The organism is Kitasatospora sp. NPDC004669 (assembly GCF_040609455.1).
In the GTDB taxonomy this organism is placed as follows: domain Bacteria; phylum Actinomycetota; class Actinomycetes; order Streptomycetales; family Streptomycetaceae; genus Kitasatospora.
This window is the reverse complement of the sequence record NZ_JBEXKB010000008.1, coordinates 33,090-48,554: the sequence shown is the minus strand read 5'-3', so window position 1 is coordinate 48,554 and position 15,465 is coordinate 33,090. Positions and strand designations below refer to the sequence as shown.

Sequence of the window (15,465 nt, the reverse complement as noted above, 5' to 3'; positions counted from 1 at the left end):
GCTCAGGCGGCGGATGCGGCGGGTACCGCTCCCTGGGCGGGGAGGGCCTCCGGTGCGGGCTCGGTGGTGCCCGCGGCGCCGTGGGTGTCGACCAGGGTCAGCTCGTCGAACGGCAGCTCGCCGCCCAGCACCCGGCGGGCGCGCTCGGTGTCCAGTTCGCCGGTCCAGTGTCCGATCAGCACGGTCGCGACGGCGTTGCCCGCGAAGTTGGTGAGCGCCCGGGCCTCGGACATGAAGCGGTCGATGCCGACGATCAGGCCGACCCCGTCCACCAGCGCCGGCTTGTGCGACTGGAGTCCGCCCGCGAGGGTGGCCAGCCCGGCGCCGGTGACCCCGGCCGCGCCCTTGCTGGCGATCACCATGAACACGAGCAGCGAGAGCTGCTCGCCGATCGACATCGGCTTGTCCATCGCCTCGGAGATGAAGATCGAGGCCATGGTGAGGTAGATCGCGGTGCCGTCCAGGTTGAAGCTGTAGCCGGTGGGCACGGTGATGCCGACGACCGGGCGGCTGACGCCCAGGTGCTCCATCTTGGCGATCAGGCGGGGCAGCGCGCTCTCGGAGGAGGAGGTCGAGAGGATCAGCAGGAACTCGCGGCCGAGGTACTTGAGCAGCGCGAGCACGTTGATCCCGGCGACCAGGCGCAGCAGCGCGCCGAGCACCACGACGACGAACAGCACGCAGGTCACGTAGAAGCCGATCATGATCACGGCGAGGCTCTTCAGGGCGGCGGTGCCGGTGGCCCCCACCACCGCGGCCATGGCGCCGAAGGCGCCGATCGGCGCGACCCACATGATCATCGACATGATCCGGAAGACCAGCCGTTGCAGGTGCTCGATCCCGCGCAGCACCGGGGCGCCGACCGGGCCCATCGCCTGCAGCGCGAAGCCGGCCAGCAGTGCGACCAGCAGGGTCTGCAGCACCTTGCCCTGGGTGAGGGCGGAGAACAGGGTGTCGGGGATCATGCCGAGCAGGAAGTCGGTGGTCGACTGGGCGCCGCCGGCGGCCGCCTGGGCGTGGCCGGACTTGGCGAGCGCGGCGGTCAGGTGCAGGCCGTCGCCGGGCTCCAGCAGGTTGCCGACGACCATGCCGATGGCCAGCGCGACGGTCGACATGGCGAGGAAATAGCCAATGGCCAGGCCGCCGACCTTGCCGACCTTCGCGGCCTTGGTGACCGAGCCGATGCCCAGCACGATGGTGCAGAAGATCACCGGGCTGATCATCATCTTGATCAGATTGACGAAGCCGGTACCGACCGGCTTCAGCTCCACGGCGAAGCCGGGGGCGACCAGCCCGACCACCACACCCGCGATCACGGCGGCGATCACGGCGAGGTAGAGGTAGTGGGTCCGGTCCTTGCGTCTGGGTCCCCCCGCCGTTGCGGCTCCAGCGATCGACATCTGCGGCTCCTTCGCCCTGCAGTCCTGGCGGCCCCGGGTGGTGGGCCGCTCCGACTATGGGTCTCGGGCGTGACGGAGGTCACGTTTGCGTTCATAGAGTTCACGATCGGGCCTTCCCAGGGCTCCCGGTCGTGCGTTCCCGGAGTTCCCCGAGTTCTCGGCCGAGGCGGGTGACGGGACTCCTGGGGAGCCTCGTGGGCGTGGTGCACACTGGCAGGCATGTCCGTGCCCACCGCCCCCACCCGCCCGCGTTGGCGGCCGCCCCTGCCGTGCCGGCTGGTCCGTAGCCTGGCCGGGCAGCTGTTCGTCGTCCAGGTGGTCATCGTGGCCGCCGTGGTCGCGGGCGGCGCGGTGCTCGCCTACCTGTACACCGCCGAGCGCACCGAGGACGCGGCCCGCCGCGAGGTCACCTCCGTCGCCCACGCCGTCGCCGACTCGCCGTCCGTCCGCTCCGCCGTCGCCGGGCCCGATCCGACCGCGATGCTCCAGCCGTACGTCGAGCAGGTGCGCCAGGACACCGGGGTCTCCTTCATCACCGTCATGGACACCGGCGGGGTGCGCTGGACCCACCCACTGCCCGATCAGATCGGCAAGCGCTACCTCGGACACATCGACTGGGCGCTCGCCGGCCAGACCCGCAGCGAGACGTACACCGGCACGCTCGGCCCGTCCGTGCGGGTGGTCACCCCGGTGTGGGACGACCGGCACCGGGTGGTCGCACTGGTCAGCGTGGGCCTGACGCTGGAGTCGATCTCCGCCCAGCTGAGCGGCCCGCTGCTGGCCCTGGTCGGGGTCGCGGTGGCCGCGCTCGCCCTCGGCGGGGTCGGCACCTACCTCGCCAACTCCCGGCTGCGGCGGCACACCCACGGCATGGGGCCGAGCGAGCTCAGCCACCTCTACGAGTACCACCAGGCCACCCTGCGCTCGGTGCGCGAGGGGCTGATCCTGCTCGACCGCTCGCACCGGGTCGTGCTGTGCAACGACGCCGCCCGCGAACTGCTCGGCCTGACCGGCGAGTTGGATGGGCGGCCGATGGCGGAGCTGGGCCTGCCGGAGGCGCTGGTGGCGGCCGTGCTCGGCGAGGCGCCGGTGCGGGACGAGGTACACCTGACCGCCGAGCGGGTCGTGGTGCTCAACACCTCCACCATCGGCACCGGCCTCGGCCGGGTGGTGACCCTCCGAGACCACACCGAACTGCAGTCACTCAGTGGCGAGTTGGACTCGGTGCGCGGCTTCACCGAGGCGCTCGGGGCGCAGGCGCACGAGGCCGCCAACCGGCTGCACGCGGTCGTCTCGCTGATCGAGCTCGGCCGCCACGAACAGGCGGTGGAGTTCGCCACGGCCGAGCTCGAACTCGCCCAGCAGCTCACCGACCGGGTGGTCGCGGCGGTCGGCGAGCCGGTGCTGGCCGCGCTGCTGCTCGGCAAGGCGGCCCAAGCGGCGGAGCGGGGCGTGGAGTTGACCCTCACCGAGGACAGCCGGATCGACGACGGGGTGCTTCCGTCCGGCCTCTCCGCCCGGGACCTGATCACCGTGCTCGGCAACCTGATCGACAACGCCGTGGACGCCGCGATCGCCGGAGCCGCGCAGAGTCCCGTGCCGCCGGAGGTCACCGTCACCGCCCGGATCGACGGCGAGGGCTCCCCGGACGCCTGCCTGCTGCTGCAAGTCGCCGACACCGGGGCGGGCATCGACCCGGCCGCCGTCCGGGACGTGTTCCGGCGCGGCTGGAGCACCAAGCAGGACGGCCACGGACACGGCCTCGGGCTGGCCCTGGTCGCCCAGGCCGCCCGGCGCAACGGCGGCACCGTCGAGGTCGGGCGGGAGCGAGGCGCCGTGCTCACCGTGCGGCTGCCGCTGGCCGGCCGGGCTCGGGAGCGGGAAGGGGCCCTGACGTGACGGCGGCCGAGGGTGCCCGGTCGGGGATCTCCGTGCTGGTGGTCGAGGACGACCCGGTGGCCGCCGCCGCGCACACCCTCTACGTCGAGCGCGAGCCCGGCTTCCATGCCGCCGGGACGGTGCACAGCTGCGCCGACGCGCTGCGCTTCCTGGAGAGGGCGCGCGCCGCGGGGACGCCCGTCGACCTCACCCTGCTCGACCTCTACCTGCCGGACGGCCACGGCCTCCAGCTCTGCCGCACGCTGCGTGCGGCCGGGCACGGCACCGACGTCATCGCGGTCACCTCGGCCCGCGACCTCGCCATGGTGCGGCAGGCGGTGTCGGCGGGGGTCGTGCAGTACCTGCTGAAACCGTTCAGCGCGGCCGCCCTGCACGACCGGCTGGAGCGCTACGCCCGCTACCGCGACAGCCTCGGCCGGGCCGGGGAGGCGACCGGGCAGGACGAGGTCGACCAGGCGTTCGCGCTGCTCCGTACGTCCGAGCGCAGCACGCTGCCCAAGGGGCTGAGCGCGCCCACCCTGGACACCGTCGCATCCGTCCTGCGCGAGGCGGCGACCGGGCTGTCGGCGGCGGCCGCGGGCGCCGCCGCCGGGGTCTCCCGGATCACCGCGCGGCGCTACCTCGAACACCTGGTGGACACCGGGCGGGCGGTGCGGGAGCCGCAGTACGGGAACGTTGGGCGGCCGGAGCTCTGCTACCGGTGGAAGGGCCGGGAGTGAGCCCTCGGCGCGGTTGAGGTCCGGGCGCGCGGCGACCCCGGGCGTTCGGGCGCGCGGCAACCCCGGGCGTTCGGGCGTGACCTTTCGGTGCCGCGCTCGTTGGATCGGTCGGGGGTGGCGCCAGTCATACCGGGGAGGTTCACTCGCTCGGGTGGTTCTCGGTGCCCCTGAGGCAGTCCGCCAGGTCATGGGCGATAAAGTTAGGCTTACCTAACTTCTTCTGGGGGTTCGCCTTGTCGCTCGCCGCCGTACCCGCCCAGGCCGCCTCCGGGGCCACCGCCACCGGGGCCCCGCCCGTCGGCGAGGCCATCCTGCGCCGCCAGCGCGTCCGCGAGTCCGCCGCCCGGACGTACGCCCGCTCCTTCCCGATCGTCCCGGTCCGGGCCAACGGCATGACCGTCGAGGGCGCCGACGGGCGGCGCTACCTCGACTGCCTCTCCGGCGCCGGCACGCTCGCCCTCGGCCACAACCACCCCGTGGTGCTGGAGGCGATCCGCCGCACCCTCGACAGCGGCGCCCCGCTGCACCTGCTCGACCTCGCCACCGCCGAGAAGGACGACTTCACCAGTGCGCTGTTCGAGAGCCTGCCCGCCGAGTTCGCCGACCGCGCCCGGGTGCACTTCTGCGGACCGGCCGGGACGGACGCCGTCGAGGCGGCGCTCAAGCTGATGCAGACCTCCACGGGCCGTGCAGGCGCGCTCGCCTTCACCGGCGCCTACCACGGCATGACCGCCGGAGCGCTCGCGCTGACCGGCAGCGTCGCGGTCAAGGAGCCGCTGCCGAGCGGCGGCGAGGTGGTCCGGCTGCCCTACCCGTACGGCTACCGCTGCCCGTTCGGGGTCGGCGGGGAGGCGGGCGCCGAACTCGCCGCGACCTACGTGGAACGGCTGCTGGACGACCCCTCGGGCGGGGTGGTGCCGCCCGCCGCGATGATCCTGGAGGCCGTCCAGGGCGAGGGCGGGGTCGTCCCCGCGCCGGACGGGTGGCTGCGCGAGATGCGGCGGATCACCGCCGAGCGCGGCATCCCGCTGATCGTGGACGAGGTGCAGACCGGCGTCGGACGCACCGGCGCGATGTGGGCGGTCGAGCACAGCGGCATCGTCCCGGACGCCATGGTGCTCTCCAAGGCCATCGGCGGCAGCCTGCCGCTCGCCGTCGTCGTCTACCGCGAGGACTACGACGGCTGGCGGCCCGGCGCCCACACCGGCACCTTCCGGGGCAACACCCTCGCCATGGCCGCCGGGGCCGCCACCCTGCGGTACGTCGCCGCGCGCGGGCTGGCCGAGCGGGCCGCCGTGGTCGGCGCGCGGATGGTCGCCCGACTGCGGGAGCTCTCCGCCGAACTGCCGGTGATCGGCGATGTGCGCGGGCGCGGGCTGATGCTCGGCGTCGAACTGGTCGACCCGACGGCCGAGGCCGACGCCTGCGGGGCCCGTCCGGCCGACCCGGCGCTCGCCGTCCGGGTCCGGGAGGCGTGCCTGGCGCGGGGGCTGATCGTGGAACTCGGCGGGCGGCACGACGCGGTGCTGAGGCTGCTGCCGCCGCTCACCATCACCGACGAGCAGGTGGCGGCGGTGCTCGACCGGCTGGCGGAGGCGATCGAAGCCGCTGCTTCCGCCCGGGGTGGCGCGTGACCTCCGAGTCCGGCGCCGTACCCGAACTTCCGGGTGACGACGTCCCGTTGGACGCGCTCGCGGGCGGGGCCGGTGGCCCTGGTGTGCTCGGGCCGCTCCTGGCCGCCGTCCTCGACGCGCTCGACACCGGCACCGGGCTGCGCTCCGGTCCACTACCGGCGGGCAGTCCCGCCGAGATCGCCGCCCTGGTCGCCGACGGACTGGCCGGCGCGGCCGGTCGCGGCGCGCTGGCCCGGCTCACCGAGCTGCTCGCCTACGGCTCCGTCGACCCGGCCGACCCGGCCTGCGCCGCCCACCTGCACTGCCCGCCGCTCGCCGTGGCGGCCGCCGCCGACCTCGCGGTCAGCGCGCTCAACCCCTCGCAGGACTCCTGGGACCAGGCCCCCGCCGCGACCGCCCTCGAAACCGCGCTGCTCGCCGAACTCGCCGCGCTGGTCGGCTACGACCCGACGCGCGCGGCGGGCGTGCTCACCTCGGGCGGCACCGAGTCCAACCTGATGGGGCTGATGCTGGCGCGGGACCAGAAGCTCGACGGCATCGTGGAGTTGGACGGCCTCCCGGCGGGCGTGCGGCCCTGCATCCTCGCCTCCGAGGCCGCGCACTTCTCCGTCCAGCGCTCCGCCGCCCTGCTCGGGCTCGGCGAGCGGGCCGTGGTCAGCGTGCCGGTTGATCGCCGACTCCGAATGCTGCCCGAGGAGTTGGAACGCGCCATGGCCGAGCTCAGCTGGGTCGGGCGGACCCCGATCGCCGTCGTCGCCACCGCCGGCACCACCGACACCGGCGCGATCGACCCGCTGGAGGCCGCCGCCGACCTGGCCGGCCGCTACGGCGCCTGGCTGCACGTCGACGCCGCGTACGGCGGCGGCGCGCTGCTCTCCGACCGACTCGCCCCGCTGCTCGACGGCATCGCCCGCGCCGACTCGGTCTCCCTCGACTGGCACAAGCTCGGCTGGCAGCCGGCCGCAGCCGGGGTGTTCCTGGTCCGGCGGGCGGAGACCTATGTGTCGCTCGCCCGGCGCGCCGAGTACCTCAACCCGGTGGACGACGAACAAGCCGGCTACCCCAGCCTGCTCGGCCGCTCGCTGCGCACCACCCGCCGGGCCGACGCCTTCAAACTGGCCGTCACCCTGCGCACCCTCGGCCGGGACGGGCTCGGGCGACTGGTGGACGGCTGCCACGAGTTGGCGCTGGCCGCCGCCTCGGCCGTCCGTGCCGAACCCTCGCTCGAACTCCATGCCGAGCCGGTGCTCACGGCTCTGCTGTTCCGCTATCGGCCGCCGGGGCTGACCGACGAGGCCGCCGTCGACGAGCTGAACGGGCAGCTGCGACGACTGCTGCTGCGCACCGGGCGGGCGGTGGTCGGGCGCACCGAGCTGCCGGGCGAGGGACCGGGACGGGTCCGGCTGAAGCTGACGCTGCTCAATCCGCACACGACGGTGGGGGAGGTGGGCGCGCTGCTGCGGGAGGTGGTCGGGGCGGGGCGCAAGGTCGCGGGGGAGCGGGCGGGGTAGGGCTCGGCCCGAGGTCGCCTGAGGCAGCCCGGGCCCGTCCGGGCCCGCCTCCGGTTCCGGTCCTCGGGCTTCGACTTCGGGTTTCGAACTTCGGGTGGAGGCGGGTGCGGGGTGCGGCGGGGGGTCAGTCGCCGAGCAGGATGTCGTGGGCGAGTTCCCAGGTGCGGGGGTCGGCGGCGACCAGGAGGCCGTCCTCGCAGCCGGGGGCCTCGGGGCGGTAGGAGGTACCGTCCAGTCGGGCGGCGACGCCGCCGGCCTCGCTGAGCAGCAGGGAGCCGGGGGCGTGGTCCCAGGGGAGGGTGCGCCAGTAGAGGATGAAGTCGAACCGGCCCTCGGCGACGTCCGGGTACTCGATCCCGGCGGCGCTTCGGCCGGGGGAGATCTCGCCGAAGGCCGAGCAGTTGGCCTCCAGCCGGCGGCGCCGGTCCGGGTCGAGGAAACGGCTCTTCAGGATGCCGGTCAGCTTGGCGGGGTCGGCCGGTGCCGGCGGGCGGGTGAGGCGCTCACCGTCGCGCCAGGCGCCGGCGCCCAGTTCGGCGCGGTAGCCGGTGGCGGTGGTGGGCTGCCAGATCCACGAGGCGACGGTTCGGCCGGAGCGGACGAGGGAGCACATCACGGCGTAGTCGGGGCGTCCGGCGACGAAGTTGGAGGTGCCGTCCACCGGGTCGACCAGCCAGACAGCGGGCTCGTCGTGGATGGCCCGGGCGAGCGACGGGTCGGCGGAGACCGCCTCCTCGCCGACCACCGGGACGGGGAGCAGCTCGCGCAGACGGCGGGAGATGATGGCCTCGGCCTCGCGGTCGGCGACGGTCACGATCTCGCCGGGCGCCTTCTCCATCACTTCGCCGGCGGCCAGTGCCCGGAAGCGCGGCTCCACCGCCTCGGCCGATGCCTCGGCGAGTATCTCCGCCACCTTGTCCATCAGCACGTTCGCGCTCCCTTCGCTGCCTACCACTGTCGCACGCTTGCGCGAAGGGGGTTGCGGCGGACGGGGGCGGAGAACAGCTGACAGATGACGGATAACAGATGTTGAAATCCGTCATCCGTCATCTGTTATCTGTCGGCTGAACTCCGTCAGCCGTCAGCCGTCAGCCGTCGGTCGTCGGTCGTCGGTCGTCGGCCGAAGGCCACCACCCGTTCGCCCTCACGCCCCCAGGTAGTGGAACCCCGGGCGCGGGTGCATCAGGAACTCGTGGTGCGAGATGTTCCACGCGTATGCGCCCGCCATCGCGAACAGCACGCGGTCCGCCGCCCGCAGGCCGTCCGCGCCCCCCGTCGCCCGCGCCAGCACGTCCTTCGGGGTGCACAGCTGCCCGGCCAGGGTGGCCCGGCCGGTGGTGACGGCGGGGCGGGGCCAGGGGTGCGGCCAGGCGTCGACCGGGAGCACCTCGAAGGGCTGGGAGTGCCCGCGGGTGGCAGGGGTGCGCAGGTGGTGGGTGCCGCCGCGGACCACGGCGAAGTCCTCGCCGTGGCTCTGCTTCACGTCCAGCACCTCGGTCGCGTACCAGCCGCAGTAGGCGGTCAGCGCCCGGCCCGGCTCGATCCGCAGGGTCAGTCCGGGGTGGGCGTCGAGCAGCTTGGCCAGGCCCTCGCCGAAGGCCGTCCAGTCGAAGCGTTCCGCCGGGTCGTCGTAGTCCACGGCCATCCCGCCGCCGATGTTGACCTCGGCCAGCGGGAAGCCGTTGCGCTCGGCCAGTCCGGCGGACCAGGTGACGATCTGCTCGGCCACCGACAGCTGCTCCGCCGCCGCCAGCCCGCTGGCCAGGTGGGCGTGCACCCCGCGCAGGCGCAGCTGCCGCCCGAGCGGACCGCCGCAGGTGAGCAGCCGGACGCACTCCTCGGCCTGCTCCGGGTCGAGCCCGAACGGCGTCGGCCGTCCGCCCATCGCGAGCGGCACCGCGTCCAGGGCGTCGGTGACCACCGGCAGGTTGACCCGGAGCAGCACGTCCACCGCCGCCTCCGGCCGGTCGGCGAGTACGGCGCCGAGCCGGTGCAGCTCCTGCTCGCTCTCGACGTGCCAGCGGTGCACCCCGGCGTCGACGGCGGCGGCGATCTCGGCCGGGGTCTTGCCCGGCCCGCCGAAGGCCAGCGGCGCATCCGGCACCGTGGCCCGCACATGCGCCAACTCCCCGCCGCTGGAAACCTCGTAGCCGTCGACGGCGTCGCGCAGCGCGGCCAGCAGCGGTGCCTCGGGGTTGGCCTTGGCGGCGTAGTACAGCTCGACCCGCTCGGGCAGGGCGGCCCGGACGGCGGCGGCGTGCTCGCGCAGCGCGGCCAGGTCGTAGACGTAGGCGGGCAGTTCGTCGGCCGCGAGGGAAGCGACGTGACGGTGGACGGTGCTGCTCATCGGAGGGCGCTCCCGGCGGGAAGGTGGGCGGTCATGCGGGCGGCCTCGGCGAGCACCGAGCCGGCCAGCGGGGAGGGCAGCCGGACGTACCCGGCCTCGCGGTCGGCCTTGCGCTCCCAGCGGGTCAGCAGGTTGGCCTTGGCGGGCAGCGGGACGCCGGCCAGCAGGGCCCGCAGCCGGGGCGGTCGGCCGTGTGCGGCGGCGTACTCCTCCAGGGTGTCCCGGACGGCCTGCCAGAGCGCGCCCTCCAGCTCGGGGTGCCGGTCGGCGAGGACGGCGAGCAGTTCGGCGACGTGGTTGACCAGCAGGCAGTAGACCACCCGGTCCCAGCCACGCTCGGCGTCGTACGTCATCGGGTCGGCCACCTCGGGCGGGAGGGCGGCCAGGATGTCGGCGTTGTGCTCGGGGAGCAGCTTCGTCCCCTCCAGGTCGCGGAAGAGCACCTGGGCCGGACGGCCGTCGGCGTCGACGCCGATCAGCACGTTCTGCAGGTGCGGCTCCAGCACCACCCCGTGGTCGAAGTAGGCGGCCAGCACCGGGGGCAGGAGCAGCCGCAGGTAGGCACGCCACCAGTCGAGGGCCGCAGCACCGTCCGAACCGTCACCCAGCAGCCGGGAGATGTGCGCCGAGCTGGTCGGGTGCTCGTCGGCGACGGCGGCCGCGAGCAGCGGGGTGACACCGGGCCGCAGCAAGCCGCCGAAGCCCTCGCGCAGGATCAGTCCGAAGCCCTCGTACAGGGCCCGGTCGGGGTGGCCGTCGGCGCCGGGCAGGGCGAGGGTGCGGAAGGCCGGCTCGCGCAGCATCGCCGCGTCGGGGAAGCGCCGGGCGAGGTCGCTCAGCGCGGGGGCCAGCAGCCGGGTGAGTTGCACGGCACCGGTCAGCTCGTAAGCAGCGTTTTTGCGCAGGCAGTTGGTGATGCGGACGTTGAGGCTGAACTTGAGGAAGGCGTCCGCGCCGTGCAGGGTGCGCACTGAGGCGGTGGCGGTGAAGCGCTCGCCGCGCGGGCCGAGGTCGAGGATGTCGCCGCGCGTGATGGCCTCGCGTACCAGCGGGTGGTCGCCGATGAGCTGGTACTGCCAGGGGTGGGCGGGCAGTAGCCGGTAGCCGGCCGGGACCTCGCCGAGGCCGTCCAGCAGGGCGCTCGCGCTCCCGTCCAGGGACTCCTCGGCCAGCAACTCGGCGCGGACGGCGAGGTGGCGCAGCGGGAAGGCCGCGCGGGACTCGGGCGCGTACCGGCTCCAGTCGCCGCGGGCGGCGGAGCGGGACTTGGGGGCCGGGTGGAAGCGGTGGCCGAACAGCAGGGCCTGCTCGGACTCCAGGTAGCGGTCGTCCCCGGCGGCCGGGCGCTCCTCCAGGCCCTGGCTCACGCCGTGGTGGCTGGACGCCACCTGGTCGAGGAACTCCTCGTTCACCGTGCCGGTGCGCAGCTCCAGTTCGTCCTGGGCGTACTCGGCCAGCTCCCGCCAGCCCAACTCCCGCCAGCCGGCCGCGGTTTCCTCGAAGACCGGTCCGGTGAAGCGGTGCGCGCCGAGCAGCGAGGTGCGGCGCAGGGCGACCCGCAGCAGGGTGCCTCGGCGGGGCATGCGCAGCAGCAGGTGGCCCTCGTCGGCGGCGGTCTGGTGCTCGGGCGCGGAGACCTCGCGCAGCAGGCAGTTGAGCAGGGTGTGGGCCACCGCCTCGTCGGCGGTCGGCAGGTCGGTCGACAGGTCGTCGGGGAGGTCGGTCGCGGTGGTGGTCGACTGCGGGTGGGCCGTACGGGCGGTCATCGGGGGCTCCTACGGGTCAGGAGGGCGAGCAGGGCGGCGGCCAGTGCGGCGGCGGTGCCGGTGACGACGGGGGCGGCCGGTCCGCTGCTGCCGTTGGCCAGCGCGGCGGCGAGTCCGGCGGCGACGGCACCGCACTTGGAGACGGTCTCGCGGGTGCCGAACATCCGGCCCGGCGCGCGGCCCCGGGCGGCTTCGGCGGCGAGGACGGCGAGGCAGACCAGGCCGAAGGTCATGCCGAGCCCGAGCACCGTCCGGGTGAGGACGAAGGTGAGCAGGGAGTCGGCCGGGGCGTGTCCGGCCAGCCCGAGGGCGACCAGGGCGAAGCCCAGGGCCAGCCCGGTGCGGGGCCGCGCCTCGACGGCGGCGTGCACCCGTCCGGCGGCGATCAGGTAGACCAGGTGCGGCAGCGCGAACAGGAAGCCCGCGACCGTGCCGTTGACGCCCGGCAGCCGCTGCTGCACCAGGGTGATCAGGTAGGGGAAGGAGATGATGGTGGCGAAGACGAAGGCGAACTCGAAGGTGTAGAGCAGCCTCAGTGAGCCCGGCGGGTCGGCCTGCGCCGCGTCGCCGTCGACCGGCGCCGCGGCCGGGCGGATCGGCTCCGGCAGGAAGCTGAGCAGCACGGCGGCGGTCAGCGGCAGCAGCGCCATCACCAGGTACTGCCGGTGCGGGTCGATCCACGGCGACAGCGCGCCCACCAGGATCGGCGCCGCGACCAGGGAGGCCCGGGCGCTGCCCTGCATCAGGGTCAGCGCCTTGGACAGCCGGGATCCGTCCAGCGCCGAGGCGAGGTAGCCGTTGGTGGCGGAGAAGGTGCCGCCGAGGAAGCCCTGGAGCACCAGCGCGATGGTGAACGCGGGCAGGCTGTCGGCGGCGCCCGCGAGCAGGAAGGAGACGGCGAGGCCGAGTTGGGCGCGCAGCAGCAGCCGCTTCTGGCCGAAGCGGTCGGCCAGTCGGCCCCACAGCGGTGCGCCGAGGGCGGTGAAGACGGTCGGCGCGATGTAGAGCAGACCGGCCCAGCGGCCGTCGTGGTCGCCGAGGCCCGGGAGGATCTCGGTGAGGTAGGGCGGCAGGCCCAGGGCGGCGAAGGAGGCGACGAAGTAGCAGCCCGCGATGGCGTGCACCTGCCGTCGGTCCAGTCCGGCCGCCCCGACCGGCCGCGCCAGCGGTTCGACGGTCATCGTGAACCGCCCTTCGGTAGCAGGTAGTTGGGGCCGTCGGTGTAGTGCTTGTTGATGTCGGCGGCGCCGCTGCGCTCCTTGTTGAGCAGGGTGCCGGCACTCACCATGGCCTTGACGGGCAGCCGTTCGGCCTCCAGCAGGTCCGTGCGCAGTGGCTGTCCGGCCGGGCCCAGGCGGTCGAGGGCCTCGCCGAGGATGTCGCGGAGTAGTCCGAGGCCGCGCTCCGGCGGTACCCGGTCGTGCGCGGCGAGGCCGAACGCGAGCGAGGCGGCGCACAGGTGGCCGGTGATCGTGGTGAACAGGTCGGTGAGCGCGCGGTCCTGCTCGCCGAGGATCCTGGGGTCGCGGAACTCGGCGGTCAGCTGGGCGAGTTCGCCGATCCGGGCGGTGTTGATCCTCGGCCCGTCGTTGTCCTTGTAGAGCAGCCGCAGACCGGTGCCGTCCAGGACGAGCGAGGTGTTCTGCTGGTGCGACTCCAGGGCGATGCCGTAGCCGAACAGGGTGGTCTGCCAGTCGACCAGCAGCCGCAGCAGCTCCTCGTACAGCCCGAGGACGGAACCGGCGTAGAAGCGGTCGGCCAGGTGGTCGATCACCAGCCGCCCGTCGGGTGCCTCGGCGAGCAGGGCGGCCAGCGGAACGGTGACGGCGTCGTCGAGGCCGTCCGGGTAGCGGCGCAGCAGCACGGCCAGCAGCTCGTCGTCGGCGTGGGCGTAGCGCTGCTCGTCGACGTGTAGTACCCGCCCGGCGAAGCGCGGCTCGCGGGCGACCACGGCCTCCACCAGGCGCTGGCCGACCGCCCCGTTGACCAGGGTGACCGGCTTGATGGTGCGCCGGTTGCGCAGCCCCAGGGTCGCGGTGGCCAGCGGGAGTTTGAGGTGGCAGGCCGGGTCCTGGGCGACGGCGACGGTGCGCATGGACAGCGTCGGCAGCACGGTGAGGTACGGCTCGGGGGCGAGCACCGCGCCCGGCGCGATCCGCTCGAAGTCCTCGCCCGCGGTGAGCGGGTGGACCGGGACGGTGAGGAACCCGCCCGGGACGCCGAGCTGTTCGGCGGTCGGCCACCAGGCGGGCAGCGGGCCGTCGCCGCGGACGGTCAGGTGCGCGGCCGGGACTGCGAGCCAGCGGAGCTCGAAACTCGGGTGGAACTCCGGTGCGTAGGATCGAAGTTGCTGCTCGGTCAGGCCGGAGCGGCCGCGGGCGGTCGGGTAGACCGGGTGGTCGAGGAAGGCGGCGAGGGCCTCGAAGCCGAGCGAGGCGCTCGGGCCGGCCCAGTCGGCCAGGTCCTTGCCGTAGCGCTCGGCGAGCACCGCGTGCACCTCGGGGCGGACCCGGTCGTGCAGCTCCATGGTGGCCAGGGTCTGGCGGCACTCCTCGGCGAAGGCCAGGTGGCCGGGCCGGTCCAGCGGATCGGCGCGCTCGGCCAGGTGAGCGAGGATGGCGGGCAGCTCGGTGAGCCGGACGCCGTCGGCCTCCAACTCCGGGAGCCGGGCCGCATGGTCGCCCTGGAAGCCCTCGGGGGCGACCGGTAGGGCGAGCGTCCCGTTGCTCAGCCAGGGGCCGTCGGCCCGCTGCTCCAGGACGCCGTCCGCGCGCAGGCCGAGTACGTCCTCGCGCAGCAGGGCGGACAGCACGCGCAGGGTCAGCCGGTCGGCCGAAGTCGCGTCGGCGGGCGTGCTGTCGACGACCGGGCTGTCGGCGGGCGTGCTGCCGGTCGGCGTCATGAGGCGATCTCCCAGCGGTTGGCGGCGATGAACTCCGCCACGGCCGTGTCCACCGCGCCCTGGTCCGGGCCGACCGCCCAGACGACGCCCAGGTAGTCCCGGTTGGTGCGGTAGAGCTCGTGCCTGGCGCCGAGTTCGCGCACCGGGCGGTAGGAGAGCGTGACCCCGTCGGCCCGCCGTTCGAACAGCGGCTCGGGCGCGGCGGTCAGGGTGCCGGCCCGGTCCGCGCAGACGCGCTCGTGGCGGGCGTGCCGGTCGGTGCGTGCGCCGAGGTCGACGGGCAGCGTCTCGCCGAGGTGGGTGCGCAGCACCAGCTCGAAGTAGGGGATGCCGAGGATCTCGGCGAGCATCAGGTCGCACTGGTCGCCGATGGCGCGGTAGTTGACCTCGATGATGCGGGCGCGGCCGTCCGGCTGGAGGACGAACTCGGTGTGGCAGGCGCCGAGTCCGACGCCGAGCGCGTCGAGCTGGGCGAGCACCTGGTCGATCACCGGCTCGGGGTGCGCCGGGGTGAAGGTCAGCACCTCCTCGATGAAGTCCGGCGGCGGGGAGAGCCGGGTGCGGAAGCCGCCGAGGACGTGCCGGACGCGGCCGTCGCCGAGGGTCTCCAGGGTGCACAGCGCGCCGGCCAGGAATTCCTCGACCACCAGCGTGGCGCCGGTGCGGCGCTGCTGGATCTCCTTGACGCGCAGGGCGAGTTCGTCGGCGTCGGCGACCAGCGTGACGTCCTCGCTGGCGACACCCTCGCGGGGCTTGAGGATGCACGGGAAGGGCGGGGTGAGGTCGGCCGGGTCCTGCCCGGGCGCCAGCTCGGCGGACCAGACCCGGTCCAGGCCGGTCTCGGCGAGGTGGCGGCGCAGCTCGCCCTTGTTCTTGGCCCGCAGCGCGGCCTTCCAGTCCTTGGCGGGCAGGCCGAAGTAGTCGGCGACCAGGGCGGTCTGGGTCTGCAGGTGGTCGCTGTTGCTGAACACCGCGTCGGGCGCGTGGTGTTGGGATATCGCCCCGATCACCTCGCGGAAGTCCTGGACGTCGCACTCCACCAACTCGTACGTGAACTCGGCGTCGGCGTAGGCGCGTTGGTGGTCCTCGACGTGGTCGGTAAGGACGGTGACGTCGAGACCGAGCCGGGCGGCGGCGGGCAGGAAGCCGCGGGTGACCGAGTCGGTGGGGTTGAGGGCGAGCAGGTAGAGCCGCATGGGGGTGTCCTTGGGGGCGAGGTGACGGGCGAAGGGCGGCGAACAGATCACAGATGACAGATTTCGAAAGCTGTCATCTGTTCGCCGTCAT

The 15,465-nt window shown here is 74.1% G+C and carries 11 protein-coding genes; 4 read left to right on the top strand and 7 right to left on the bottom strand.

The features are described from left to right. Window positions 1-2: 2 nt before the first annotated feature. A complete protein-coding gene (locus ABZW30_RS09200) occupies window positions 3-1,400 on the bottom strand; it encodes a cation:dicarboxylase symporter family transporter (protein ID WP_355670402.1) in 1,398 nt (465 codons plus the stop codon). A 219-nt stretch (window positions 1,401-1,619) separates the two neighbouring features. On the opposite strand from ABZW30_RS09200, the gene ABZW30_RS09195 reads away from it, so the two are divergent. The 4 genes from ABZW30_RS09195 to ABZW30_RS09180 all read left to right on the top strand — a co-directional run bounded on the left by ABZW30_RS09195 (window position 1,620) and on the right by ABZW30_RS09180 (window position 7,163). Continuing rightward, window positions 1,620-3,299 carry a sensor histidine kinase gene (locus ABZW30_RS09195; RefSeq protein ID WP_355670401.1) on the top strand — a complete coding sequence of 560 codons (1,680 nt, stop codon included), beginning with the start codon at window positions 1,620-1,622 and terminating at the stop codon, window positions 3,297-3,299. Beyond that, entirely contained in the window at window positions 3,296-4,018 is a 723-nt protein-coding gene (locus tag ABZW30_RS09190; RefSeq protein ID WP_355670400.1) for a response regulator, read from the top strand. Before ABZW30_RS09195 ends, ABZW30_RS09190 begins: the two co-directional genes overlap by 4 nt. 308 nt (window positions 4,019-4,326) lie before the next feature. Further along, a complete protein-coding gene (locus ABZW30_RS09185) occupies window positions 4,327-5,652 on the top strand; it encodes a diaminobutyrate--2-oxoglutarate transaminase (RefSeq protein ID WP_355670542.1) in 1,326 nt (441 codons plus the stop codon). Further along, window positions 5,649-7,163 carry a pyridoxal-dependent decarboxylase gene (locus ABZW30_RS09180; protein WP_355670399.1) on the top strand — a complete coding sequence of 505 codons (1,515 nt, stop codon included), beginning with the start codon at window positions 5,649-5,651 and terminating at the stop codon, window positions 7,161-7,163. The genes ABZW30_RS09185 and ABZW30_RS09180 overlap by 4 nt, the downstream gene beginning before the upstream one ends. 124 nt (window positions 7,164-7,287) lie before the next feature. Here ABZW30_RS09180 and ABZW30_RS09175 read toward each other — a convergent pair whose 3' ends face one another. The 6 genes from ABZW30_RS09175 to ABZW30_RS09150 all read right to left on the bottom strand — a co-directional run bounded on the left by ABZW30_RS09175 (window position 7,288) and on the right by ABZW30_RS09150 (window position 15,374). After that, window positions 7,288-8,085, bottom strand: a complete 798-nt coding sequence (locus tag ABZW30_RS09175; protein WP_355670541.1) for an inositol monophosphatase — start codon at window positions 8,083-8,085, stop codon at window positions 7,288-7,290. 222 nt (window positions 8,086-8,307) lie between these two features. Beyond that, window positions 8,308-9,510, bottom strand: a complete 1,203-nt coding sequence (locus ABZW30_RS09170; protein ID WP_355670398.1) for a type III PLP-dependent enzyme — start codon at window positions 9,508-9,510, stop codon at window positions 8,308-8,310. After that, complete coding sequence (locus tag ABZW30_RS09165) at window positions 9,507-11,276, bottom strand: IucA/IucC family protein (RefSeq protein WP_355670397.1); 1,770 nt, start codon at window positions 11,274-11,276, stop codon at window positions 9,507-9,509. Before ABZW30_RS09165 ends, ABZW30_RS09170 begins: the two co-directional genes overlap by 4 nt. Beyond that, window positions 11,273-12,457, bottom strand: a complete 1,185-nt coding sequence (locus ABZW30_RS09160) for an MFS transporter (RefSeq protein WP_355670396.1) — start codon at window positions 12,455-12,457, stop codon at window positions 11,273-11,275. The genes ABZW30_RS09165 and ABZW30_RS09160 overlap by 4 nt, the downstream gene beginning before the upstream one ends. After that, window positions 12,454-14,178 (bottom strand): IucA/IucC family protein, encoded by a 1,725-nt coding sequence (locus ABZW30_RS09155; protein ID WP_355670395.1) that lies wholly within the window; start codon window positions 14,176-14,178, stop codon window positions 12,454-12,456. The genes ABZW30_RS09160 and ABZW30_RS09155 overlap by 4 nt, the downstream gene beginning before the upstream one ends. After that, window positions 14,175-15,374: an ATP-grasp domain-containing protein gene (locus ABZW30_RS09150; protein WP_355670540.1), complete on the bottom strand. Its 1,200-nt coding sequence runs from the start codon at window positions 15,372-15,374 to the stop codon at window positions 14,175-14,177. The genes ABZW30_RS09155 and ABZW30_RS09150 overlap by 4 nt, the downstream gene beginning before the upstream one ends. Window positions 15,375-15,465 lie beyond the last annotated feature (91 nt).

Bases quoted from the DNA above. Each gene is read 5' to 3' on its own strand.
- ABZW30_RS09170 (WP_355670398.1), bottom strand. From the start codon at position 9,510: ATGAGCAGCACCGTCCACCGTCACGTCGCTTCCCTCGCGGCCGACGAA.
- ABZW30_RS09150 (WP_355670540.1), bottom strand. From the start codon at position 15,374: ATGCGGCTCTACCTGCTCGCCCTCAACCCCACCGACTCGGTCACCCGC.
- ABZW30_RS09200 (WP_355670402.1), bottom strand. From the start codon at position 1,400: ATGTCGATCGCTGGAGCCGCAACGGCGGGGGGACCCAGACGCAAGGAC.
- ABZW30_RS09195 (WP_355670401.1), top strand. From the start codon at position 1,620: ATGTCCGTGCCCACCGCCCCCACCCGCCCGCGTTGGCGGCCGCCCCTG.
- ABZW30_RS09155 (WP_355670395.1), bottom strand. From the start codon at position 14,178: ATGACGCCGACCGGCAGCACGCCCGCCGACAGCCCGGTCGTCGACAGC.
- ABZW30_RS09175 (WP_355670541.1), bottom strand. From the start codon at position 8,085: ATGGACAAGGTGGCGGAGATACTCGCCGAGGCATCGGCCGAGGCGGTG.
- ABZW30_RS09165 (WP_355670397.1), bottom strand. From the start codon at position 11,276: ATGACCGCCCGTACGGCCCACCCGCAGTCGACCACCACCGCGACCGAC.
- ABZW30_RS09160 (WP_355670396.1), bottom strand. From the start codon at position 12,457: ATGACCGTCGAACCGCTGGCGCGGCCGGTCGGGGCGGCCGGACTGGAC.